The following is a 24,276-nucleotide window of genomic DNA, read 5'->3' on the forward strand; positions in this document are numbered from 1 at the left end:
GGCCCTATGCTTTCAGGCGATGGGCTTTGTTTTGGGCTTACCTCTCGCAAAATCGTCGAGCCGTGCCGTAATTCAGGGAGAAATATTTTTGGATCGAAACGTCTTTCGGGAATACGATATTCGTGGTTTGGTGGACAAAGAAATCCGGGATGCGGATGTGGTCCTGGTGGGCAAGACCTTTGGCACCTATATGGCCAGACAGCAAAAGAAGTATGTGGTGGTGGGGAGGGACTGCCGGCTCAGTTCCGAGCATTACCGCGATCTCCTCTTTGAAGGATTGGCGGCCACCGGCATGGATGTGGTGGATATCGGCGTGTGTCCGACACCCGTCTTTTATTTTGCCCTGAGGCATCTGGACCGCCAGGGGGGCATCATGATCACCGCCAGCCACAACCCTCCGGAATACAATGGCTTCAAGGTCTGCAACGGCTACGATACGATTTCCGGTGCAGAGATCCAAAAGCTTCGTAAGCTGATGGAAGCAGGAGATTTTGTCTCAGGCAGCAGCCACATCGAACCCTGCGATATCCTGAATCCCTACATTGATTTTGTCGTGGGGAATATTCATCTCGCCCGCAAGCTGCGTGTGGGTGTGGACGCCGGCAACGCCACCGCGGGACCGGTCGCCCTGGCAATTCTGGAAAGGCTGGGGTGCGAGGTCTATCCGCTTTACTGTGACATGGACGGCACCTTCCCCAACCACGAGCCCGACCCGACAGTCCTCGAGAATCTGAAGGACCTGTGCGCCCTTGTCCGGCGAGAGCAGCTGGATATTGGAGTGGCCTACGACGGCGACAGCGATCGAGTCGGTGTCGTGGACCATCGCGGAGAGCCGGTTTTCGGCGACAAGCTCCTCATCATTTTTGCCCGTGAAATCCTCTCGCGGCGACCGGGAACGACCTTTGTCAGTGAAGTGAAGTGTTCCAGGACGCTTTACGAAGAAATCGAAAGGCTCGGGGGTAAAGCCATCATGTCCAGGACGGGACACTCCCTCATGAAAGCCAGGATGAAGGAGGTGGATGCCGTTTTGGCGGGAGAAATGAGCGGGCACATGTTCTTCAAAGACCGCTTTTTCGGATTTGACGACGGCATTTACGCTTCCTGCCGCCTTCTCGAAATTCTGGCTCAATCGGGTAAAACGGTACCAGAGCTACTGGACGGGATCCCTGAAACTTACACGACGCCTGAAATCAGGGTGGAATGTCCGGACGACCTCAAGTTTGAAGTGGTGGAAAAGGCCAAGGCTTACTTCAAGGAACAGGGCTACCAGATCATCGAAGTGGATGGAGCGCGAATTGTCTTCAGCGACGGCTGGGGCCTGGTGCGGGCATCCAATACCCAGCCGGTACTGGTGCTGCGCTATGAGGCGGACACTCCGGAACGCCTCGAGGAAATAAGGCATTTGGTGGAAGATGCCGTTGAAAGAGCGAAAAAGAACATCTCATGAAAGAGCATCAGGAAAAGCGGGGGTGTGTGGTCACAGGGGTGGCGGGATTTGTGGGCAGCCATCTGGCCGAACGGTTGCTCTCCCTGGGCCATGAGGTGGTCGGGGTGGACAACTTCTTCTCGGGTCATCCTGAAAATATGGCATCCTTCAGGGATCACCCCGCTTTCAATTTCTACGAGAAGTCCATAGCTGAACAGAACCTCCTGGAAGATCTCACCGAAAAGCATCCGAGTTTGAATTGTTGCTTCCACCTGGCGGCCATCGTGAGTGTTCCTTATTCCATGGACCATGAAGACGAAACCATGGAGCTCAATTTCACGGCGACCGTGAGACTCCTCCAAAGCGCGGAAAAGCTCCAGTTCAAGAGGTTTGTCTTTGCAGGGTCGGCCGCCGAATATGGAAATGACCAGCGGCTGCCGCTTCAGGAAGCTTATGCGGACGAAAACACTGCACACGCCAGCCCTTATGGTCGGGCCAAGTTTCTGGGCTCTCAGAAGGTGGCTTCAAGTCCTCTGGGTGTAGCACTTCGTTTTTTCAACATTTATGGGCCGAGGCAGGACCCCCGCAGCCCATACAGCGGCGTCATTTCCAGGTTCCTCGATATGGCCCTGGCCGAAGAGAGGTTGACGGTTTTTGGAGATGGCCTTCAGGCCCGCGACTTTGTCTACATTTCGGACGTGGTGGACGCTTACCTGCTGGCGGGGGGGCTGCAGGATTCATCCTTCGAAGTGTGCCATGGCATCTACAACATTGGAACGGGCAGGAGCACTACCATTCTTGAACTGGCGGAAATCATCAAAGCCCTGACAGGCAATGGGAATGCTCCGCGCTTTTTGCCGGAGCGTCCCGGGGACATTCGGTTCTCCCTGGCATCGGTGGAGGCCTTTTCCAAGGCCGCCGGGTGGCGCGCCGGGACATCCCTCCGGGATGGGCTGCGGGCTACCCTGCAATGGTATCGGGAGCATCGGCCTGAAGAATGATCCTGCCCTCATGCTCTCTCGTGGGGATTGGCTGCAAAGCCCTGTTTTGACGACCCTCCACCGGGCTTTCGAGGAGGGGCGTCCCGGGTGAATGCCGCTGGCCATCAAGTTTTCCGGACTTTCACGCCGCTTGTTTCCAGGAATTTCTTGATTTCTCGAATGGTGTAGGTTCCATAGTGAACCATGGAGGCGATGAGGGCCGCGTCGGCACAGCCTTCCGTCAGCACGTGGAGAAGATCTTCCGGAGTGCCGGCTCCTCCCGAGGCGATGACGGGAATGTGCACCTGTGTCGAAATGAGCCGCGTGAGCTGCAGCTCGTAACCCGACCGGGTTCCGTCGGCGTCAATGGAATTGAGGCATATTTCTCCGGCGCCCAGCCGCTGCGCTTCCCTGGCCCACCATAGGGCATCCAGTCCCATATGCCGGCGGCCCCCATCGATGACGATTTCATAGCCTGACGGGATCTGTTCCGACGGGGGAACCTGTTTCACGTCCATACCCAAAACGATGCACTGACTCCCGAACGCTTCGGCCCCCTGCCGGATGATGTCGGGATGGAGCACCGCCGCCGAATTGACACTCACTTTCTCGGCGCCCGCCAGCAGGACTTCACGCATGTCCTGCAGCGTGCGGATGCCTCCACCGACGGAAAACGGGATGAAGATGGTCTCGGCCACGCGCCTCACGACGTCCAGCATGATGGGCCGACGATCGCTCGATGCCGTGATATCGTAAAAGACAATTTCATCGGCGCCTTCCTCGTAATAAAAGCGACCCATTTCCACGGGATCCCCGATGTCCATGTTGTCCTTGAATTTGATCCCCTTTGTGGTGCGTCCATCCCGAACGTCGAGACAGGGAATGATGCGTTTGCTGAGCATGTGCTCTCCTTTACGGGGTTGCCGTGAAGACGTTACCGGGAAAACGTTCCGTTCCAACGGCAGAAGTTCTTGAGCAACTGCAGTCCCGGAGGGCCGCTTTTTTCCGGGTGGAACTGGACGGCGACCAGATTGCCCTGTGCCACCGCCGAGGCAAAAGTGATTCCATATTCGGTCGTCCCGGCCATGTGCCGCGAATCGCCCGGATCGGGGTAGTAGCTGTGGACGAAATAGAATTCACTCGCGGCGGGGATCTTTTCGAAGACGGGATGGTCTCGAGTGAAAGCGACGGCGTTCCATCCCATGTGGGGAATCTTGAGGGATTCTCCCCCTGTCGTACGCATGTCCGAAGGGAAACGCCTGACTCGACCGGGAATGATTCCCAGGCAGGGGGTGTCGTTTTCCTCGCTGTAATCCAGAAGGACCTGGAGGCCGACACAGATTCCCAGGACAGGCACTCCTGCGTCCAATCGTTCGCGAAGCACCTCATCGAGCCCCAGCTCCCGAAGATTTTCCATGGACTTCCCCGCTGCCCCGACCCCTGGAAAGATGATCCGTTCCGCACGCTGAATCTCCTCGTGGGAATGGGTGATTCGAGAGGGAAATCCAATGTAATTCAAGGCTCTGGCCACACTGGTGAGGTTTCCGGCCCGGTAGTCCAAAATGGCGATCACACATGACTCCTTTCACTAACAGGTTGCACGGGATTTGAGATAAGATGTGTACATACCTATTATTTTCTTTAGGGTCAAGGGAATGGTCCGGTGCTTCCCTGCAGAGACGATAAGATTCCATGGATGATCCGTCATTTCCCGAGGAAGCCTTGCGCCACGGGAAGACAAGGTTTACGATTGCTTTGAAAATGATCAGAAGCTTGTTTTATCATTCCCGGGAAAAAGCTCTGGGGATCGAGTCCCGGTGTTGCCGGGTGGGATGCCACACAGGATGAAACCCTCCGAAACAGAGAAAGAGTGACAAAATGCAGAATATTTCCGAATCACTTCGCAAGCAACGGCACCAAATCATGGCGGAAAGCGGAGAGGACCTCCTGAGCCGTCATACCAGTCTTCTGGAAGTTGCCGTCATTTCACTGTACAACCGCCTCGTGAACAAACTCAATCTGGATGCCGAGCAATTCCGCTCCAGCGCCGCCATATCAGCCCTGGGGGCGTTTGGTCGGGGATTGATCGGACCCAGCCAGCCCATTCCCATCCTCCTCCTGAAAGCGGAGTCTTCTCCGTGGAAGGAAAGCTGGTTGAGTGAAATCGTATCTCCTCTGTCGGAAGCGGGCTGGACGGTTGCTCTGGAGCAGGGAACCATGGAGGAGCTCCTGGAGCGGGCTCGGACGGATTTTTCCTTTCTGTTGCAGCTCCTGGACAGCCGCCATATTTCGGGAAACAGGCTCCTCGTGGAGCAGCTGGAGGAAGCGCTGGAGGGCCTGTTGGATGGCCGCCGCGATGAGCTTCTGGAGCGAGTCCACGGGTCCGTTCTGGACAGACAAAAGCGCCTGGAAGATCCGGCCACCTGGCTTGAACCGGATTTGGAAGGAAACCCCGGCGGGCTCGCGGAAATTGCATCCATCAGGGCTGCCTGCCGCATCACTTCGAATATTCGGAACCTGGAGGATGCCATCTTCCGCGGGTACTTGAATCGCCAGGAAGTGGATTTCCTGCAGCAGGCGGAAAAGGGCTTCGGGCGTCTTGTGAGCCTCATCGGGAATCTCCCCGGCAAGACTCCTGCCACCACCTCAACCACTCTCCATTTCGACGAACAGGAAATGCTCACCGAGCGGCTTGGCTATGCATCGCTGGCGGGCTTCCTGCCTGTGGAGGCCTTCATGCAGAAGGTTTTTCAACTGTTTCATGGGGTGGAATGCATCGCACGGGAATTTTGGGAGCGCTTGTACGAAGGACGGCAAAAGGGAGGAGAGGACAGCGTTGCCCGGCTCCTGGAAGACGGTCTTATCGAGCGCCAGGGAAGGATTCTTGTTCAGACGGACCGCTATCCCGCAACGGCCGGACACATGGTGCACCTCTTCAATCTGGCTGCAAAGCACAAACTCCAGTTCGCCAATGTGGCGCGGCAATGGATCTTGCATCATCGCAACGTGCTGGATACGGCCTCGGGAGACCCCATGGTGCGCGAAGAGCTCCTGGATCTCATTCGGAGAGATTCTCCCGATCTGGTGGTCTTGAAAAAGTTCTACGACCAGGGATTCCTCAGCTCTCTCATTCCAGAGCTGGGAGCCGTGCATGGATTGGTGCAGCATGACGCCTTCCACCTCTACCCGGTCCACGAGCATCACCTGCGCTGCCTTCGCGCGCTCAAGAAGCTCATGGCCGGTGAATATGCAGAGGCTGAGCCCGAACTGACGCAGATTGCTCAGGGCATTTCCGATCCAACCCTGCTTTTCCTGGCCGCCCTGCTGCACGACATCGGAAAGAGCTCCGGGCGGGGCCATGCCCTGCGCGGAGGAGAAATGATTCCCGTTATTGCTCAGCGACTGGGCCTGCAGCCCGAGGAGTCGGACCTTCTGCAATTTCTGGTGGCCCAGCATCTGCTCCTCATGGACAGCGCCTCCCTGAGGGATCTGGCAGACGAAGAAATGCTGGCCCATTGCGCCCTCACCATTGCAAGCCCCCAACAGCTGGATTTACTGGTCCTGCTGAGTTTTGCCGACATGATGTCCACAGGGCCCAAGGCCCAGGAAAAGTGGAGAAATACGCCTGTTCTTGGGCTGTATGATCTCATCCATCACCTCCTCGAGAAGGGGGAGCCGAGCCCTCGGGCCATTGCCGAGCGCATCGAAAGGATGAAGGTGCAGGTGGGGGAGGAATTGGCGGATCTCGTGGGTGCTGCAGAATTGGAGAATTACTTCACCCAGTTGTCTCCCCGCTATGTCCTCTCCATGGTCCCCGAGGCCATTGCCAGCCACCTGCGGCTGGGATGGCAGCTGCAGGCCGGCGAAGCGTCTTTTGTGTGGGAGGTTTCTTCGCGCGATGGAGCCGCTCAGCTTACCCTCATGAGCCACGAGCAGCCAGGGCTGCTGACGAGGACGTCCGGGATCTTGACCCTGTACGATGTCAACATTACGGGTGCCCAGGTTTTCACCATGAACAACAACGTCGTGCTCCTCATCTTTCAGTGCCGTCTGCCGGAGGGGAGCGCCGCAGCATTCCCGTGGGAGAACGTCAAAGAAGATATAAAGCGTTCCATGCGGGGGAAAATGGCCCTGGATTATCGCATTGCGGCTCATGCAGCGACCCGGGTGGAGCCCGCCGCACCCGGACGTTCAGCTCCCAGCCAGATCCTCATCGACAACGAATCTTCAGCAATCTATACCATTCTCGAAGTCTATACGGCAGACCGGGTGGGGTTGCTTTACACCATCAACCGCACCCTGTATGAACTGCAGATCAAAACATATGTTGCTAAAATTACCACAAAAATAGATCAGGCTGCAGATGTTTTCTACATTCGGACGCACCAGGGGGAAAAGGTAAAAGATCCGGAACAGATAGAGGAGCTCAAGAATGCGCTTCGTTTCTGGCTGGATGGAAGGACCGTTTGAGAGCGGCAGTCCGGTGGGGGCGGGGTTGAATCGCTGCGCGACAGATGCATTGGCGAGACAGGGTTCTCCCACTGCATCAGAGCGAAAGTCATCACCGGTGGTTCCGAGCTTGATGTGGAGAAAAGGAGAGCGCTTACATGGATGCTGTGCTTTTGAAAAAAGAAGGCCCCGTCGGTTTGTTGACGTTGAATCGCCCTGAGAAACGAAATGCTCTGTCTCTGGAGGTCCTGTCGGAGATGCTCGTGCGGTTGGATGAGGTGGCTCAGGACCCGGAGATGCGTATCGTGGTTTTGCGAGGGGAAGGACCGGTATTCAGTGCCGGGCACGATATCAGGGAAATGAGATCGCATCACGAGGATCTGCCTTACCTGCGTCGGATTTTTGCCACGTGCAACCAGATGATGCTCCGCCTGCAGGGGCTTCCTCAACCCGTCATCGCCCAGGTACAGGGGATCGCCACGGCAGCCGGCTGTCAGCTCGTGGCGGCCTGCGATCTCGCCATTGCGGAGTCCGGAGCGCGTTTTGCAACTCCGGGTGTCAAGATCGGCCTTTTTTGTACCACTCCCATGGTGCCTCTGGTGCGAGTCATCGGCCGACGGCGCGCCATGGACATGTTGTTGAGCGGACGTTTCATTTCGGCTGAGGAGGCAGAGCGTTTCGGTTTGGTCAACCGTATCGTCCCTGCGGAACGGCTGGCCGAAGAGACCATGAAATGGGCCTCGGAACTGGCCCAATCCAGTGCTTTTACTCTTGCTCTCGGCAAAAGAGCCTTCTATGAACAGATCGACCTGAGCGAGGGCTCTGCCTATGCCTATGCCAAAGAGGTCATTGCGATGAATTGTCTGTCGGATGACGCGGAGGAAGGGATGAGCGCTTTCATGGAAAAGCGATCGCCGCAGTGGAAAAACCGCTGACCGTACTCATAGGTTGAAGATGTTTTGACCAGCCGGTCCCCATCACCGCGTGGATGGTGGGGACTGGCCCGGGAGCAGAGGAGTAGTCCGCCGACAGCCGGCTCAAAAGGGTAAATTCTTCTGGAATGACGCTCCCTTACCTGCAGGCAATTTGAGCTCCTGGGTGCCCGCCGGAATATCGTCGGCTCTGAATGCAGGATTGAGCTCTTTAAACTCCCGATAGGATATGCCCGCCGCTGCTGCTGCTCTCTGGATGGAGACGGGACTGGTGAAGTTGACGGTGACACGGTCGACACGCAGTTCCTGGTAGCCGGCTCCCTTGGGCAGATGGTACCCGTATCGGGAGGGGTCACTCAAAACGGCTTTGACAGCCAGGATGCGGAAAACATACCGTTCTGTCTCCAGGGGAAGCTTGAGCAGATAGTAATTGTTGACCCCCTGGGTCCGCATTTCATCCATAATCCGCTTGTCGCCGCAGTTGTAGGTGGCAATCGCCAGAGCCCAGTCCTTATAGCGCTTGTAAAGGTCATTCAAAAGCTTGAATGCCGCTTCCGTGGACCGTTCAAAGTCGAAGCGCGTGTCACAGCTCCCCTGCTGGTCAAGCCCGTAGGAAGCCCCCGTGCTCGGCATGAACTGCCATGGACCGGCTGCGCCCTTGGGAGAACAGACGTTGGGCTGCAGATCGCTTTCCACGATGGCCACATACTTCAGATCCTCTGGGAGCCCGTAGGCGTGCAAGCGCTCTTCAATCCAGGGAAAGTAGCGCTCCATGCGCTTCAGCCAAAGGTAGACCTGGGCATGGTTGTAAACGACCAGGGTGAATTCCTTGTCAAAACGCTCCCATGCGTCGGCAACGTCCAGTGGAACGGGCTCGCCGCACAGGGTCATTCTTTCCGGGGGCGAGTAGTAGGGGACCATGATGGGAGAATCGCTCTGCCGAAGGTACCTTCCCGAATCCGGGGACGGAGTCCGTGCTGGTGCCACTCGCTCGCTCGGTGTAGTCATTGTGGGCTGTGCTGCGGAGGGAGGAGGGGGAGATGGCGTGGGAGTCGATGAACAACCTGCCAGCAGGATCAACCCAATCAACGCCGATAAAAGCGTCCACAGCTTATTTTTCCGTTTCATGATGCTCTTCCTCGCCTCTTCTTTTTTTTCGGGGGCTCCAATGGAAATGAAAATGGGAAACTGATGGGCAACGTCAATCCCCTGACGACTTGGCTCCATGCAAAATCATTTCTTCTTCCATGTTCTTGATCGCGCTGCGAAGGCTCTCGGAATTCTCTGCTTCTCTCATGATTTCCATGAACCTGGAATGATGACAGAGGCGGGAAAGAGCAGCCAGCACTTGCAGATGAAGGGACGTAGCATTCTGAGGGACCACCATGGCCAGGACGATATCCACCGGCAGCCCGTCCAGGGCCTGGAACTCGATGGGGTCTGCAAGTCGAATGAGAAGAATGGCCGCATCCGTGGCTTCTGTGCTGGTGGCATGGGGGATCCCGATGCCGTTGCCGATGCCCGTGCTCATGACCTCTTCTCGCATGCGCAGGTTTTCGTAAAGGTAATTCTCTTGTGAAACCGCACCGCTGCGGGCAAAGGCCTCCACCGCAAAGCGGAGCACCGCGTCTTTGTCCACGAGGCGAGCATCCAAAAAGATACACTCAGGCTGAAGGCGTTCCCATATTTTCATAACGATCCCAAAATAACAGGGTTCGAAGTAAACGTCAAACCAGCTGATCGCGGGATATCTTGGAGTTATTCCTGATGATTTTGTGAGCATAAAAGTAGGTGACGGCTGTGGCGCTCCACGTGACCGCAAATATCCCCCACCAGATCCCCAGGATTCCCGAATTGAGCCAGTAGATCAAGATGTAGAAGACAATGCTCGGAGCGGCAATCTGGCGGTACAGTCCGATCCAGATGGCGAACATGGGCCTTTTTATCCCCTGCAGGGCCGCCACATGAATGTACAGGACGGAATAGGCATAAAGCACGAAAGAGGCGACCTGCAAATAGCTTTGCCCCATTTGTCGGACCAGGGGGTCGCCGGTAAAAAAATCCATCAGGTTCCCCGCGAAAGTGAAGACACAGACCCCGCCCACCAGCATCACGACTGCGCCATACTGCAACGCTGTCTTGATGGTTTCATGGATGCGGTCATTGCGTCGGGCTCCATTGTTTTGCGCAACGATGGTCAGGGTAGCGATATTCAGCCCGATGGTGGGCAGGAGAGCGATCTGCTCGATGCGCGTGGCAATGCCATAGGCTGCAACAGCTTCTTTTCCGAATTTGCTGATGAACCAGGTGATGACAAAAATTCCTATCCCGACGGTCAGCGTGTTGCTGCCGGCCGGCAATCCCTGTCGGACGATCTCCCCGAGGGCTTTCCCGTCCGGCAGAAATTCACGCCAGGTCATTCCCCGGAGAAATCCGGATTCCAGTACCTTGGCTCCCAGGTAGATGCACCCCATCCCCTGGATGACCACGGTTGCGAGAGCAATTCCCGCTGTCCCCATGGAGGGGACTCCCAGTCCGCCATAGATGAACCACGGGTCGAGTACGACATTCATGCAGAATCCAAAGATGAGAAAATTCCGGTAGGGCTTGGTGTTCCCATTTGCATTCAAAATTGCATTGAGCATAAAAATCTGCATGAAAAAGAGCGCCCCCCAGAAGATGACGTTCATGTAGCTCAGGCAGATCTCCAGGTAGGCATCTGAAGCCCCAAGCAGGGAGAACAGGAAAGGGGAGATGAGTATGCCGACGGGCGTGAGCAAGGCGGACAGGATGACTCCGCAGGTGAGGCCCTGGACGGCAAAGACTTTCGCGCCGTGGGGGTTGTCCTCTCCCAAGGCCGTCGCGATGAGAGCCGTTGCTCCCGTGGCCATGCCGCTTCCCAGGGCGATGATGACAAAAAAAACCGGGAAGGACAGAGAAAGCGCCGCTAGAACTTGGGTGGAGATGAGCCCGCCAAAGTAGGTGTCGACGACATTGTACATCGTGTTGAAAAAGAACCCTATGCTGGCAGGCAAAGCGATTTTACGGATGAGGGTGGGAATGGGGGCTTGAGTGAGCGATTGTCCAGTGTCCATAGGTCCTTTCGGTCCATTCTGATTGTAATGCCATGAAGATCTGCCCGGCGCCCGTTTGAGGGCGTAGACCCCGGAGCCTGGCCGGCCTTGGAGCTGCTGCTCGTAACATGGGAATAGCTGGTCGTGGAGGCATAACAACTATCGAGAATGGTGTCAATTGAAGGCTAAGGGTGGGAGCTGATCAGCCGAGGGACGAAACCGGCATGGAACCGTGCGGAAACGGTTACATGCCGGGGGCGGAGGGAGATGGGACGGGAGGCTCCCTTCATGTTCGACGCCGTGGGGAAGCCGTGGGCCGCCCAGGGAGGATCGACTCCACGTTTCCATTCAACCCTGCGGCAGTGAGGACGGCTGTTTGACTTTCTTGATGACATGATTATTTTTAGCCTCTAATTTATAAATGATATTTCATTAGGTTAGCAATGATCAGGAGGGAGTCGTGAAAATCAACAAACGTTTCATAACGATCGCGTTGTTTGTCGGCTGGGTGGGGCTGGCGTTTTCCGTCAATGCCCATGCGGGTGTGGAAACCTATCAGATCGATAAGGATCACAGTTTCGCCAATTGGCGGATTCGGCATGTCGTTGCATATGTTTCCGGGAGCTTTTACGATGTGAAGGGGAACATTGTCATCGATCCCGAAAATCTGTCCGCCACCAGGGTGAATGCCTCCATCAATCTGTTCAGCCTCAGCACCGGCAATACCCAGAGGGATGTTCATCTTCTTTCCGGTGACTTTTTCGATGCGCTCAAATTTAAAGAGATGCATTTCGCCAGTACTGGCGTGAAATCCGCAAGCAAGGATTCCGGAATCCTGCTGGGGCAACTGACTCTTCGTGGCGTGACGCGCCCCGTAGAGCTCCCGTTCAAGGTGCTCGGATTCGGAGCGGATCCATGGGGAGGGTATCGGGCGGGTTTTATGGCTAATACGACGCTCAAGCGGAGTGATTTTGACATAGCCTGGGGACTGGAGCTGCCGAATGGTGGACCTGTGGGGGATGAGGTCCAGGTGGAGCTCCTCATAGAGGGCGTGAAGCTCGGCCCCGATGGAAATCCAGTCCAAGTGAAGTGATTTTGCCGGGAGGGCAGCTATGAATCTTGTTTGGTTGATCCGATGGCTGGTGCTGACGCTGGCTATTCTCTGTGCCGCGTATCTTTTGGACGGCATTCATGTGAAGGGTGTTTTTTCAGCGCTCCTGGGAGCAGCCGCACTGGGTATTCTCAACGCTTTCTTGCGGCCGTTCCTTGTTCTTCTCACACTTCCCGTCAACGTTCTTACCCTGGGACTGTTCACATTGATCATCAATGCCTTTCTGCTCAAAGTGGCATCTGTTCTCATGCCCGGGTTTCAGGTGGAAGGGATCTGGTCGGCCATTCTGGGGGCCTTGATCATCAGTTTTGTAAATGGCTTCATGAGTGTTTTCACCACGGATCGCAGGTCGATGCATTATATCGACTTGAAATATAAAGAAGGCAATCGCTGGGAATGACGATGACTTCTCTGAAGCTTTTGTCATTCGCCCGATCGAAGGTGCGACAGATTGAAAACCGCCCAAACCGGGGTGTGATCACTTGGCTTGTCCAATCCTCGTGGCTGAGTGTCCACTGAGCAGTCGACAGAGGCTTTCGCCAAGGGCGCGGTCACCCATATGTGGTCCAGCCGCCAGCCCAGATTCCGCTTGAAGCTCATGGGCAGTCGGTAGTCCCAGAATGTGAACTGCTTTTCAAAAGGGTGGTGTTTCCTGTAGAGGTCTACCAAGCCCCAGGCTTTGACGTGCTCCAGTGCTGTCCGTTCATCAGGGTGGAATCCCACCTCTCCCTCCATGCGCTGAGGATCGAAAACGTCCATGGCTGCTGGTGCCACATTGATGTCTCCAGCCCAAACAAGGGGGGAATCCGGTTGGAATTTCTCCTGGAGCCATCGTTTCAGTCGGGCCAGAAAAGCCAGCTTGAACTGGAAGGCGGGATGGTCAGGGGACCTCCCCTGGGGAACATAGGTATTGACGACCCAGACGCCATCGACTTTTGCGGCCATAAAGCGGGCCTCCTCCTCCGAATCTTCCCCATCGAGCCGGTAGAGAATCTCCTCCGGCTGGGTCCTGCAGGCAATGGCCACTCCGTTGAAGGATTTTTGCCCTCTCAAACTCACGACATAACCGGCTTCCTGAAAAGCAGCCAAGGGAAAATTTTTCTCCTGGGATTTGATCTCCTGCATGCAGAGGACATGGGGCTCATGGTCCTTCAGCCACTGAAGAACAATGGGCAGACGCGCCCGGATTCCGTTGACGTTGAAGGTGGCGAATTTCCATTCCATAATCAATTTCCTCTACAGTCTCCCCTCCCAGGAGAGCCCCGCCGCGGCGCTTCAAGGCAAGCCCCTGTCTCGAGGCTCCTTCAGTGGAGCTCCGTTGGGCTGTCCAGCACCTCGCGCGTCACCTGCAGCATCTGGGTCATTTGGTAAGGCTTGCTGATGAACCCGCGCGCTCCAAGCTGGAAGAGCTCATCCGTCGAACCGTCGGGAGAATAGCCGCTGATGACCACGACTTTCACATCGGGGTTGATGGTCCGCAGTTCCTTGAGACATTCCGTGCCGCTGATTCCGGGCATGATAAGGTCGAGGAGCACCAGGTCAATGGATTTCCAATGACTTCGATACATATCAAGAGCGACCTGTCCGTTTTCAGCCATCAAAATGGAGTATCCAAATTTGGTCAGGATCTGATTTCCCAGATCCCTGATGTAGTCCTCATCATCAACGAGCAGAATCGTCTCGGAACCCTTTTTCATGGCCTTGACGGGACCGGTTTCGGCTTCATCCTTCGTTTCCGCTTCGTCAATGGTCGGCAGATAAATCTCAAAGGTGGTTCCCTCGCCGGGCTGACTTTCGCAGGAAATATAGCCTCCGTGACTGCTGACGATACCGTAAACCATGGAGAGGCCAAGCCCCGTTCCCTTGCCGATGCCTTTACTGCTGAAAAAAGGCTCAAAGATGCGTGCGAGTGTCGCCGAGTCCATCCCGTGTCCCGTGTCCGACACCTGGAGCATGACATAGCTGCCGGGGGTGGCTCCCATGTGAGATTTGCAATAGGATTCATCCAGGAAAACGTTCTTGGTGCATATGAGGAGCTTACCGCCCGAAGGCATGGCATCCCGGGCATTGACGGCCAGGTTCATGAGCAATTGCTCGATTTGGGCTGGATCGGCATTGACGGAATGCAAGTCTCCGGCAAGATGCAGCTCGATGCCGATCATCTTTGGGATGGTCCGATCCAGAAGCTTGCGCAATTGAACGATCTCCTGGTTCAAATCCATGGGGCGGAGCTTGCTCTCGATCTTTCGGCTGAAGGTCAGCAACTGTCGGGTGAGATCTGCACCGCGCTGAGCGGCACCGAAAATTTCTTGGAGGTAGGGATGATGGGCTCCATCGGACTCCTGGTCCATGAGGAGCAGTTCCGAGTATCCTTGAATGGCCTGGAGCAGATTGTTGAAGTCGTGGGCAATGCCCCCCGCCAGGGTGCCCACCGCTTCCATTTTGTGAGCGTGGAGCAGTTGGGCCTCCAGGTTCTTCTGGGGGGTGATGTCCCGTATAAAATGGAGTGTGGCCGTCTTTTTTTCCCATGTGTGAAGGATGGCGTTGACCTCAAACCAGAGCTGCTCTCGCTTCTTGTTTCTGGCCCTGTAGATATGCGTTCCGGACGGCTCGTCTCCCCGCAACGTTCTCAAAAGCCTTTCCATGGCTGCCGTTCTCTCGTCCGGGTGCAGCAGGTCCATAAACGACATGCTCGTCAATTCCTGGGGCGTATACCCCGTAATGGTCGACAGGTGGGGATTGGGGAACTTGATGAAGCCGTCCTGGTGGATAAAGATCCCTTCGTTGGTATTTTCCATCAGGAGGCGGTATTTTTGTTCGGACTCCATCAGTGCGGATTGTGCCTTCCTGCGCTCGCCGATTTCCTTTTGGAGTTGCACATTTTTCCCCTCGACATCCTGCTTGCTCTTGGCTGTCTCTTCCAGTCGTGCTCGGAGGATGAGGTTGTGCGTGTTGATCCTCCAGGCCAGAGCGGTCCCCGCCAGGACAATCAATGACAGGATGCCCATGGCGACGGGAAGGCGCCACGGGGCCGTAATGCCGAATATTTCCGCCGCGGGGGAGAGCACTACCAGGGAGAAAGGAGTCCCTTTGATGGGAACTCTTCCCATGATGAGCTCCTCATCGCTTCCCTGTCTGGAAGAGGGTTTCAGGCGGTAAATCTTGCCTGCCGGCAGGTCAATGATCTCCCCCACCTTGTATTGGTTAAGAGTCTGCTGGACATCCGAGGGGAGATTGAGGCTGCCATAGTTGGACACGATGTAAATGGTTCGCCTGCTCGTGCTGTTTGTTTCCTTCACGAGATGCTTGTATACGGGTTGTGCCGAAACCCACGCGACAATTTGACCTTGGTAGCTCTGTTTGTAGTAGTAGGCGATGGACAGCAGTACGTCCTGATTTTGTTTGTCCGGGTCCACGAGAATGGTCGCATCTGAAAGCTCCGGTGCGAGGAGGCGCGAGAGGTCATGCTCATCCTTCAATTTCGATTCCTGGGATGAGACTCCCGACAGCAACTGCCCGTCTGTATTGATGAAAGCGATCTCTTTGTATATTTTTTCCTTGTCCAGGGTCTTGTCGTTCAGGATGCGGCTGAACGCCTCCGACACACTGTAAAGAGACGCCTGGAGTCCGTATTCCATGGACATGCCCAGTGCTTTGCTGTGAAAGAAAGAAAAAATACTTCGGTTTTCTTGCAAATCCCTCAAATCGTTTTTGCGTTCGTAGTAAAAATAACTCACCGCAAGGGAGCGCTTCTCCATGTCCTGTTTCAGTTGATCAAGGGCAGCCTCCTGCAGTTGCATCTGCGAAAGATAATTGGCGAAGAGCAGAAACCCGATATATCCCAGCAGGATGATGCTGGCGATCGCGGCAGTGATGTTCCAATTGTTCCTCGGAAATATGGGGATTCCCTTGGGGGGGGGATCGCAGACCGCTTGGGGAGGCATCTTCGACACCTGTGTCTGTCTGGAAAAACCGGGGTAAAATTTAAATAAAGTGGGATAGAATTTCATAACAATGCCACCGGATCTACCATGCTGGCTACCCTGTGCAGAGAAAAGATGAAAGAGGTATCTCGAGAGGGATGAAGCCTTCCGGATACCATATCTCATCATCCACCAAACTCAAACAACTTTGTCTAGAGAAATGTGCCCTGGAAGCGGCGGAGATGATTTTCGCCATCAAATCGACCTTTAGTGAGCATATAGTGAGTATGGATTTCTTGACGCTTATTTCGGCTTTTGTCGTGCTCAGCATTAACCTTTTCATTAAAAAAATAAAAACCATGTCCACAAAATGCGAAGTAAAATGGAATCTCAGCCGTTTGCAAATGTGAGAAGATGGAGGAGACTGCAAAGATGAAAATAACGAACGAAATTTACCAGGTAGGGGGAGGAGAATACAGTGCTCCTCAGGATGCGGCCGTTTACCTGATCTGCTTTAATGACCATGCAGCCCTGGTCGATGCCGGATGCGGCTACGGTCAGAACCGGATTCTGAACAACATTCGAAAGTGTGGAATCTCCCCTGAAGCCATCGAGTATCTGCTGATTACCCACTGTCATTTTGACCACACCGGCGGGATCAAGGCGTTGAAAGAAATCCTTGGTTTCAAGACCGTAGCCCACGAGCTGGATGCGCCCTTTCTTGAAAGAGGGGATCCCCATGTGACAGCGGCTTCCTGGTATGGGTCCCCCATGGAATCGTTTCCCGTCGACATAAAAGTTTCGGGCTCTCGGCAGGAGATTCCTCTGGGTGGGAGAGAGATACTGGCCCTCCACACCCCGGGTCACTCTCCCGGCTCCATGGTCTATGTGACGGAATCTCAGGGGAATAACGTCGTCTTTGCTCAGGATGTCCATGGCCCCCTTCACCCCGATTTGCTTTCTCAGCGGGAGGATTATCTGCACTCCCTGGAGATTCTGTTGAATCTGCAGGCCGACATCCTGTGCGAAGGCCACTACGGGGTGGTGAGAGGAAAGAAGAAAGTCTCTACATTCATACGACAATTTATGAATGCGTGAGGGCATGTGGGAAATCTGATCCATGCGCTTCTCCACGCGGAGGGCGGGGTCGATAAAAGTTCGCAAGCCCTGGTGCTCCTCCCTTGCCGGAATGAGACGTTCCTGTCGTCGAGTCTTGTGCTTTGCATCACATTTCTTCCTCTCCGACCGGGGGGCAAGGCAGGATCCGATAGTCTGGATCGTTGGCGTACCGGTAACCGGGCAGTCCCTCCTCGTGCGGAAAAGGGGTGCGGTTGATGACGTCCTCCGGGAGTTGCGTGGCGTCATCGAAAACATGAAAAGCGAAATGGAGCAAATTGAGTCTTTCGTCGTATCTTTTCTCCAGGAGGTAAAAATAGAGGGCTCGAACGGTTTCTTCGTTTGTCAGCATACCCTTTTGTAATTTCCTTTGAAGGAAAAGCTCTACAAATTCCGGAGTGGGATGGATGAGCGATGCAGTAAAGGCATCGCACCCCGTCTGACAGTCCTCATCGCCTGGGTGGAAATCTTCGAATTCCTGAAGCAACCGTCTCCAGTCGATGGACGGAGTGAGATCTTTCGTTGCCACGATTTATCCTCTTTGAAGGTGGTGTCAAGGTGTGGAAAAGAACCGCTTCCAGTATACCAGAGTCATGGGCTGATGGCATGGCCGAACGTCTTTGCGGCCGAATACGGATTGGAAAATAAAAAACGTCAGGCCGGAGCCTGACGTTCAAAAGTTCGAAACTCATTACCATTCAAATCAATCAGCCTTTTATCATTGCTCTTGAGCCTCGATGTCCGGCCGGGTCTGCTGCCTATTCCTTCAGCTGAGACAGACGGTCGATGCCTGCCAGGATCAAGAATCCTGCTATGAACAGGGCACTGCATCCAGGTAATGGACTTTCGCCAATAATGTGGAAGCCCATGAAGCCTACCGAAAGGCCAAAAAGAATTTGTAATGAAGTCATCATATCAAGCTCCTTGTTGAGTTGAGCTATCTTATCAGCAATTCATATGCCAATGGCTCAGGAGTCGTGTGTGGCCGCAGCGACAGGCCGCGCCAGATGCCCCCATGCCCAGCAAAGAAGGATGTGATGATATTTCATTAAAATAGCTTATTATGGTGATTTCTCTTGGAGTAAGAGACCTTTTCAGCCGTTGGCCGAGGGCTGTTGAACTCGTGGCGACTCCAAAGCGGACCTTCTGCCATTGCTGCCGCGATGAAGAATCTCAGGATTCTCCAGATGCTTTCGGGGTAATGCCGGTCAGGACGCATTGACGGGAGAACATTTTCGCAGCTTTATGCGTATCAGGGGATATTGATGGAACGAATCGGGGGAGGGAGCCCGGGAAGGGCTTTCAGGATGGTCTACAAAAACGTGCGCAATGGTTTACAAATTTGTCGGTCCGCCGTGAGGCAGACAATCGGCAGCAAACACACTGCCTCGCTCAAACCTCCAGGGAAAGATGGGGCCGTGTCTTCTGCATTGTTTTCGGGGCAACGGTCAAATCCGGATCGAAAGCATGCGTAAGAATTGAATTGAAATCTTTTTATATTTGGGGAGATCTTTCCGTGTGGCGCGCATCAATCGCTCAGTCCACCACGGGAATCAGAACTCCCTGTGTCACTCCAAAGCGCATGCAGTCTCGTCTTGAGGGCAGGAGGAAGTCAATCTTGTTCTTGTGCTTTTTGGGCATGAGGTCCTGGAATTCCACCAGGTGGCTTTTTCCATTGACCACGAGATAGAATCGGTCGCCAAATTCGTAATTTCTCGCCAGATCGGGACTCAATGCAACCACCTTCCGGTAGTGCTCCGGCCTGATACGCATGGAAGAAGCGGTACGGCCGGGTGTGGCGTCGGTACACCTGGGACTGTTGGTGTAGGCGCTCACCGTCACTCGATGCAGGTCTGAATTGTCTTGATTGGTGGAAGGATACGCGGCGATGGGGAGTTGACAGAACATAGTGGCCAGGCAATAAATGGATAACATTCCGATATTTTTCGTCATTCTTTCTTCCTTTGTACACGGGTTGGTAAAGGAAAGGGGAGGACTGTAACACCTTCCGCTTTCCGTGTTGTGAGACAGATTTTTTCCTTGAACCACTCTGTCATCACGGATCTCGCTTGTCCAATGAACACACTGACCTCAGGAAATGACCGTTGCCTCGATCTCGGGGGTATGGAGATTTGCACAAACCTTGCCAGAACTCCACACGAAGCGCTTCCGAAGCTTCCCCCCTTCCTGTGCCCGGATGGGCGCAGCCTTGAAACGAAAAAAACACTGAGTTTGCTGCAGCAATAATCAATGATTAAATTGGTTTTATTGTTACTTCACCTCGCATTCTCTAGTATCTTCTATAGACAATGTTTATCCAAGCTATCGGCTTTATTAATTACTTAATAACGTTGACAAATCACAATCCGGGGCCACCCTATAGCATTTTCCGGTCGAAAGCAAGCCGTGAAGTTCAATATTTCAAAAATAAGAAACTTCAATTGTAAAATTAGTATCTTACGGCCTATTGATCCTGCTGGGGTGTGCTCGGCAAGATTATCCACTCGTAACCGTCCGAGATCGCCTGAAGGGCTCCCTCCAGGTCCGTTCGGTGGAATGGGATGTGGAGCGTGCGGCACTTTTCCAAGGCCGCCGCAGCCGGAAAACCGAAGCCATTCTGGTAACCGCACGAAAAGATAACCGCCCTGGGCTTGACCCGTTCGAAAAGGAGATTGCTGTTGGAATGGCGGCTTCCGTGATGGGGGGAGATGAGGAGCACCTTTAAGCCCTCGGGGACAGGGTTGTCAAAAAGCAGACGTTCCACCGAAGCATCGATATCCCCTGGAAGAATGACCCGCGTGTTCCCATGATCAATCTGCAGGACGAGAGAGGCATTGTTGAGATTGGCTCCATCCGATCCCTTCTGAATGTAAGAAGGAGTCGGATGGAGCAAGCGGACCTTGCACCCCCCGATGTCGTGCTCTCCCTGGATTTGATCCAGGCGTTTCACAGGAATGGCGCGTTTTGATGCCAAATCGGCAAATTCATGACCATTGCTCGTGCCGTCCTGAATGCCGCTTTCCCAGTATTCACCCACTGTGAACTGCGAAAGAATGAAGCGCAGTCCGTTTTTATGGTCGGGGTGATCATGGGAGAGGATCACGTAGTCAATTTTTTCCAAGCCCAAATGCCAGAGAAATGGTGCCAGGACGGATTTCCCCACGTCGAAGGAGTCGTCGAGAAAGCCACCCCCATCTACGAGCATGGATTGGCCGTTGGGAAACTGGAGGAGTGTCGACGTCCCCTGGCCCACATCGATGACATGGACCGTCAACTGCCGATTGCTTCCAGGTGCCGTGAATGCGTGCTTCAGGAAACTCGCGGAACAAAGCAGGAATGCCACGGCTGAGAGGGCTGCCGCCTTCCGTAGCCATCCCCAATGGGTTAACAGGATGGCAAGGACAACATAGAAGATCGTTATGGAGAGTAGGGAAACAGTTCCCACCCAGAAATAAGCCCACGAAAGGCTGCTGAACCAGAGAATGATCTTCTGAGACAACTCTAGAAAAAATCCCCCCGTCACCAGGAAAAGATGAGCGAGATTTTCATTCAGCGCCAAAAGAGCGACTCCCGCCAAACCCGTGGGAAGAACCAGGAATCCCACCAGGGGAACGAGCACTATATTGGACAGGAGCCCTGCCGGGGAAATGCCGTAAAAGTGATAAGCACAAAGGGGCAGAACCATGATGTTCGCGGCCAGGGAAACCGAAAACGCCTCCGTAAACGGGCTCAGGAGCCTGCCCATGGGATGTGCCAGGGCGGATTTCAAAAGGGGGATGCTGTTTTGAACGCGTTGGAATCGGGGATAAAGAATGAACATGCCCAGCATGGCGGCAAAGGACAGCTGAAAGGAGATCTGCCACAGGCTGTTGGGCGCCATGAGTAAAATGACGAAGGCTGCTGCGGCAAGGGATGTCATGGCGTCGTTCGATCGGTAAAGGCAGACCGCCGCGAAAAGGAGCAGAAGCATGAGCCCCGATCTCCAGGTGGGAAGCGCAAGGCCGCTGATGAGGGCGTACAGCAAGGCCGCACACAATGCTCCCCAGAGAGCGATGTGCCGGTCGCTGTATCGCATGAGCCATGTGGGATACAGATAGCGGACCAGGCGGGAAATGAGCCAGAGGACGCTCATGCCGACCAGGCTCAGGTGCAGCCCCGAGATGGAAAGAAGGTGCGTCACGCCCGCTCTGTTCAGATGGTCGTTCCATGCCGCCGAGAGGGTGCCCCGGTAGCCCAGAAGGAGCGCTGCATAAAAATTGGCGGTGTCCGGCTGCAGCTTCTCCGTCAAATACACGTACGCTCTCTGACGAAAGGTCTCGAGACGGTTTGCCACGGAGTGGAGGACCGACAGGGGAAAGAGCCTTTGGGAGGGGGGGAGCCTGATGATCCAGCGTTCGTCGGGTAGATAGGCCCTTCCAAAAAAGCCTCTTTCAGCCTGCTGCCTTGCATAGGGGTAGGCTCCAGGGTTTTGAAAATCCCGGAAGGGTTTGAGAGACAGCTGCACCAGGATCCGATCACCCGGCAGCCAGGTGGAAAGGGTGTGCGGCTCCATCTTCAGGGTGAGAATCACGCCGCAATCGATCTCTATACTCTTGCCTTGCCAAAAGCCCTTCACCAGGGTCACGGGGAGGCGCGCTTTGTCAGGATAAAATTCAGGGGGAGATCGGACTTCTGCCAGGTAGAGCGTTTGCGGGCGATCGAAAAATGGAGCGATCGTCTGAGGATTGGGCAGAACAGGTGAAGACAAAGCCGCAGACCATGCCCCCAGCACTGCAAAAAACAGGGGCGGCAGCAGGACGCAATGGCAGGACAGGCGGTTGATCCGTCCAGCCGCCAGGAGGGCGGCAAGGAGTGCACACAGGCAAGCGGCAAAAGCAGTGTTGGAAAGCGGAAGGGGACACAGGCGCTCCAGAAGCATCCCCCCCACAAAGGCAAGCGTCAGAACGATGAGGGGGCGGGTTGTCCGGAACAAAAGAGCGCTCTTCTGGTGAGCCGGAGAATCCTCGGGGCTGCACACCGGGGATTCCGAAGTATTTCGGCTCAATTCAGGTCATTCCTTTTCTCGCCGGATTCTGGCCCCCACGGCAGCAAGCTTTTTCTCCATGGCTTCGTATCCACGGTCCAGATGATAGATGCGGTTGACTTCCGTAATTCCCTCAGCTGCCAGCGCCCCCAGCACCAGACACGCTGAGGCGCGGAGGTCGGTGGCCATGACCGGTGCCCCCGAGAGCTTTTTCACTCCTCGCACGACGGCCGTGCGCCCGTCCAGTTCGATGTCCGCTCCCAACCGTTTCAGTTCCAGGACGTGCATGAAGCGGTTTTCAAAGATCTGTTCGATGATGACGCTTACGCCGTTGCCCAGGGTCATCAAGGACATGAACTGGGCCTGCATATCCGTGGGGAAAGCGGGATAGGGTGAAGTCTTGACGTCGACACTTTGCAGGGGGCCGTTGCTGCTCACGAGGAGGGAGTCCTGCTCTGGGGTGATGGACAGTCCCGCCGCTTCCAATTTTCGAATCACGGCTTCCAGGTGTGTCGGCTGACAGGCATTGAGCTTGAGACGCCCTCCGGTGATTCCTGCAGCAACCAGGTAAGTGCCGGCCTCGATACGATCGGGGATGACGCGGATCCTGCCGGGTGAAAGCTCCTCAACTCCCTCTATGGTGATGACATCGGTTCCGTCACCTTCGATGCGGGCGCCCATCAGCCGCAGGTATTCCGCCAGTGCCACGACTTCCGGCTCGCGGGCTGCGTTCTTCAGGGTCGTGATTCCGTCGGCCAGTGCTGCGGCCATCATGAGGTTCTCCGTTCCCGTGACGGTCACCTGGTCAAAGCTGATGGAAGCACCCTTGAGCCGATTGGCTCGGGCAAGGACGTACCCATGCTGGAGCTCGACTTCCACCCCCATCCGTTCCAACCCCATGAGATGCAAATCAATGGGGCGGGCGCCGATAGCACAGCCTCCTGGCAGGGACACGCGGGCACGCTGATAGCGGGCCAGCATGGGACCGAGCACCAGGACGGAAGCCCGCATGGTCTTCACCAGATCGTAGGGTGCTTCCAACGTATGGATATCGCTCGTATCAATGTGCAGAAGATCGTTGTGCTCGCAGGCTGCTCCCATGTGCGTGAGCAACTTCTGCATGGTGCGAATGTCGCGGAGCTTGGGGGCATTTTCAAAGGTATGCTTTCCCGCAGCCAGCAGTGCTGCGGCCATGAGGGGCAGGGTGGCATTCTTCGCCCCGCTGATGGTCACCTCTCCCTCCAGGGGGATCCCCCCTTCAATCACCAGTTTGTCCATATTCTCACCTGTGGGATTTACGAAGCTTTAAGACTCTCAAAACTCCGGAATAATCTTCGATAAAAGCATGATCTTCAACTTGAGGATTCCCCTCCAGTTCCTCAGCCAGGAGGGATGCCTGGCCCTGCCCGATTTCCATCAGCAGATAGCCTCCTGCCTTGAGGTACGACGGCATGTCGCCAAGGATGCGACGAATCACCCGCAACCCCTCGCTTCCTCCTCCTTTGAGAGCGGTTTCCGGCTCGTACCGTGAAACCTCAGGGGCGATCCCGGAGAATTCTGTGTCGCCGATATAAGGGGGGTTGCTGACCATGAGATCGAAATGGGGCGATGGGGTCAGCCCGCTGAAAAGATCCATGGCGACCATAGCGATGCGATGGCCCACTCCGTGGCGGATTGCATTGCGCCCGGCGATTTCCAGAGCGGCCGGCGAGCTGTCTATGGCGACAATTGCCAGGTTGGGGCATTCATGGGCCAGGGCGACGGCGATGGCGCCGGACCCCGTTCCCAGATCCAGGACGCGAGCCGACGCTGTCCCGAGGATTTCGGCGGCCAGTTGCACCAGCAGCTCGGTTTCCGGGCGAGGAATCAGGACCGACGGTGTGACTTCAAAGTCCAGAGACCAGAATTCCTGTTTCTGCGTAATATATTGCGTCGGTTCCCGGGCAGCTCTACGCCGCACCACCTCGCGGAATTTCGCCAGCTCGTCCCCTGTCAGGGGCTGGTCGTGGCGCAGGTAGAGTTGAATACGTTCCAGTCCCAGGACATGCGCCAGCAGGACTTCGGCATTGGCCCGGGCCTGCTCGATTTCATGCCGCTGGAAGTATCCCGTTGTCCATTGGAGGACTTTCAGGATGGTCCAGGGAGCCTCCGTCCCGGCTTCTTTTGAGTGTGCGTGCGGCTGGGCCATGAATTTCAAATATCGGGAGTGATGAAAGGAAGGCTTGAAAGTCGTTGGGAGAGG

Annotated in this window: 20 protein-coding genes; 7 read left to right on the forward strand and 13 right to left on the reverse strand. The window is 55.2% G+C overall.

Annotated features, from left to right (window positions below):
- Positions 1-88: 88 nt before the first annotated feature.
- A complete protein-coding gene (locus tag MWC30_RS00430) occupies positions 89-1,447 on the forward strand; it encodes a phosphomannomutase/phosphoglucomutase (protein ID WP_244082170.1) in 1,359 nt (452 codons plus the stop codon).
- Positions 1,444-2,427, forward strand: coding sequence for an NAD-dependent epimerase/dehydratase family protein (locus tag MWC30_RS00435; RefSeq protein WP_244082171.1), 984 nt, complete (start codon positions 1,444-1,446; stop codon positions 2,425-2,427). The genes MWC30_RS00430 and MWC30_RS00435 overlap by 4 nt, the downstream gene beginning before the upstream one ends.
- Before the next feature lie 104 nt (positions 2,428-2,531).
- On the opposite strand, the gene hisF is transcribed toward MWC30_RS00435, so the two are convergent.
- Both hisF and hisH read right to left on the reverse strand, forming a co-directional pair.
- Entirely contained in the window at positions 2,532-3,308 is a 777-nt protein-coding gene (gene hisF / locus MWC30_RS00440) for an imidazole glycerol phosphate synthase subunit HisF (RefSeq protein WP_244082172.1), read from the reverse strand.
- 32 nt (positions 3,309-3,340) lie between these two features.
- Positions 3,341-3,979: an imidazole glycerol phosphate synthase subunit HisH gene (hisH, locus tag MWC30_RS00445; protein ID WP_244082173.1), complete on the reverse strand. Its 639-nt coding sequence runs from the start codon at positions 3,977-3,979 to the stop codon at positions 3,341-3,343.
- Positions 3,980-4,284: 305 nt separating this feature from the next.
- Between hisH and MWC30_RS00450 the strand changes: the two genes are divergently transcribed.
- Positions 4,285-6,876 (forward strand): HD domain-containing protein, encoded by a 2,592-nt coding sequence (locus MWC30_RS00450; protein ID WP_244082174.1) that lies wholly within the window; start codon positions 4,285-4,287, stop codon positions 6,874-6,876.
- A 137-nt stretch (positions 6,877-7,013) separates the two neighbouring features.
- Entirely contained in the window at positions 7,014-7,790 is a 777-nt protein-coding gene (locus tag MWC30_RS00455) for an enoyl-CoA hydratase (RefSeq protein ID WP_244082175.1), read from the forward strand.
- A gap of 102 nt (positions 7,791-7,892) precedes the next feature.
- Here MWC30_RS00455 and MWC30_RS00460 read toward each other — a convergent pair whose 3' ends face one another.
- The 3 genes from MWC30_RS00460 to MWC30_RS00470 form a co-directional block, all read right to left on the reverse strand.
- Positions 7,893-8,915, reverse strand: a complete 1,023-nt coding sequence (locus MWC30_RS00460; RefSeq protein WP_244082176.1) for a lytic transglycosylase domain-containing protein — start codon at positions 8,913-8,915, stop codon at positions 7,893-7,895.
- Positions 8,916-8,988: 73 nt separating this feature from the next.
- Positions 8,989-9,480, reverse strand: a complete 492-nt coding sequence (locus MWC30_RS00465) for a PTS sugar transporter subunit IIA (RefSeq protein ID WP_244082177.1) — start codon at positions 9,478-9,480, stop codon at positions 8,989-8,991.
- A gap of 34 nt (positions 9,481-9,514) precedes the next feature.
- Positions 9,515-10,882, reverse strand: coding sequence for an MATE family efflux transporter (locus MWC30_RS00470; protein ID WP_244082178.1), 1,368 nt, complete (start codon positions 10,880-10,882; stop codon positions 9,515-9,517).
- 439 nt (positions 10,883-11,321) lie between these two features.
- Between MWC30_RS00470 and MWC30_RS00475 the strand changes: the two genes are divergently transcribed.
- Entirely contained in the window at positions 11,322-11,954 is a 633-nt protein-coding gene (locus MWC30_RS00475; protein WP_244082179.1) for a YceI family protein, read from the forward strand.
- 19 nt (positions 11,955-11,973) lie between these two features.
- Entirely contained in the window at positions 11,974-12,372 is a 399-nt protein-coding gene (locus MWC30_RS00480; RefSeq protein ID WP_244082180.1) for a phage holin family protein, read from the forward strand.
- A 23-nt stretch (positions 12,373-12,395) separates the two neighbouring features.
- Here MWC30_RS00480 and xth read toward each other — a convergent pair whose 3' ends face one another.
- Positions 12,396-13,196 carry an exodeoxyribonuclease III gene (gene xth, locus MWC30_RS00485; RefSeq protein ID WP_244082181.1) on the reverse strand — a complete coding sequence of 267 codons (801 nt, stop codon included), beginning with the start codon at positions 13,194-13,196 and terminating at the stop codon, positions 12,396-12,398.
- An 80-nt stretch (positions 13,197-13,276) separates the two neighbouring features.
- Entirely contained in the window at positions 13,277-15,916 is a 2,640-nt protein-coding gene (locus MWC30_RS00490) for a response regulator (RefSeq protein WP_244082182.1), read from the reverse strand.
- A gap of 411 nt (positions 15,917-16,327) precedes the next feature.
- Between MWC30_RS00490 and MWC30_RS00495 the strand changes: the two genes are divergently transcribed.
- A complete protein-coding gene (locus MWC30_RS00495; protein ID WP_244082183.1) occupies positions 16,328-16,993 on the forward strand; it encodes an MBL fold metallo-hydrolase in 666 nt (221 codons plus the stop codon).
- Positions 16,994-17,120: 127 nt separating this feature from the next.
- Here MWC30_RS00495 and MWC30_RS00500 read toward each other — a convergent pair whose 3' ends face one another.
- The 6 genes from MWC30_RS00500 to prmC all read right to left on the reverse strand — a co-directional run bounded on the left by MWC30_RS00500 (position 17,121) and on the right by prmC (position 24,222).
- Positions 17,121-17,540 carry a hypothetical protein gene (locus MWC30_RS00500; RefSeq protein ID WP_244082184.1) on the reverse strand — a complete coding sequence of 140 codons (420 nt, stop codon included), beginning with the start codon at positions 17,538-17,540 and terminating at the stop codon, positions 17,121-17,123.
- 229 nt (positions 17,541-17,769) lie between these two features.
- Positions 17,770-17,925 carry a hypothetical protein gene (locus MWC30_RS00505; protein ID WP_244082185.1) on the reverse strand — a complete coding sequence of 52 codons (156 nt, stop codon included), beginning with the start codon at positions 17,923-17,925 and terminating at the stop codon, positions 17,770-17,772.
- A gap of 622 nt (positions 17,926-18,547) precedes the next feature.
- Positions 18,548-18,964, reverse strand: a complete 417-nt coding sequence (locus MWC30_RS00510; protein ID WP_244082186.1) for a hypothetical protein — start codon at positions 18,962-18,964, stop codon at positions 18,548-18,550.
- 511 nt (positions 18,965-19,475) lie between these two features.
- The gene (locus tag MWC30_RS00515; RefSeq protein WP_244082187.1) at positions 19,476-22,055 is read right to left on the reverse strand and encodes a DNA internalization-related competence protein ComEC/Rec2; all 2,580 of its coding nucleotides are present in this window, start codon (positions 22,053-22,055) and stop codon (positions 19,476-19,478) included.
- 6 nt (positions 22,056-22,061) lie between these two features.
- A complete protein-coding gene (murA, locus tag MWC30_RS00520; RefSeq protein ID WP_244082188.1) occupies positions 22,062-23,312 on the reverse strand; it encodes a UDP-N-acetylglucosamine 1-carboxyvinyltransferase in 1,251 nt (416 codons plus the stop codon).
- A gap of 4 nt (positions 23,313-23,316) precedes the next feature.
- Positions 23,317-24,222 carry a peptide chain release factor N(5)-glutamine methyltransferase gene (gene prmC / locus MWC30_RS00525; protein WP_244082189.1) on the reverse strand — a complete coding sequence of 302 codons (906 nt, stop codon included), beginning with the start codon at positions 24,220-24,222 and terminating at the stop codon, positions 23,317-23,319.
- Positions 24,223-24,276: the final 54 nt, after the last annotated feature.

This window comes from Desulforhabdus sp. TSK (assembly GCF_022836495.1).
In the GTDB taxonomy this organism is placed as follows: domain Bacteria; phylum Desulfobacterota; class Syntrophobacteria; order Syntrophobacterales; family Syntrophobacteraceae; genus Desulforhabdus.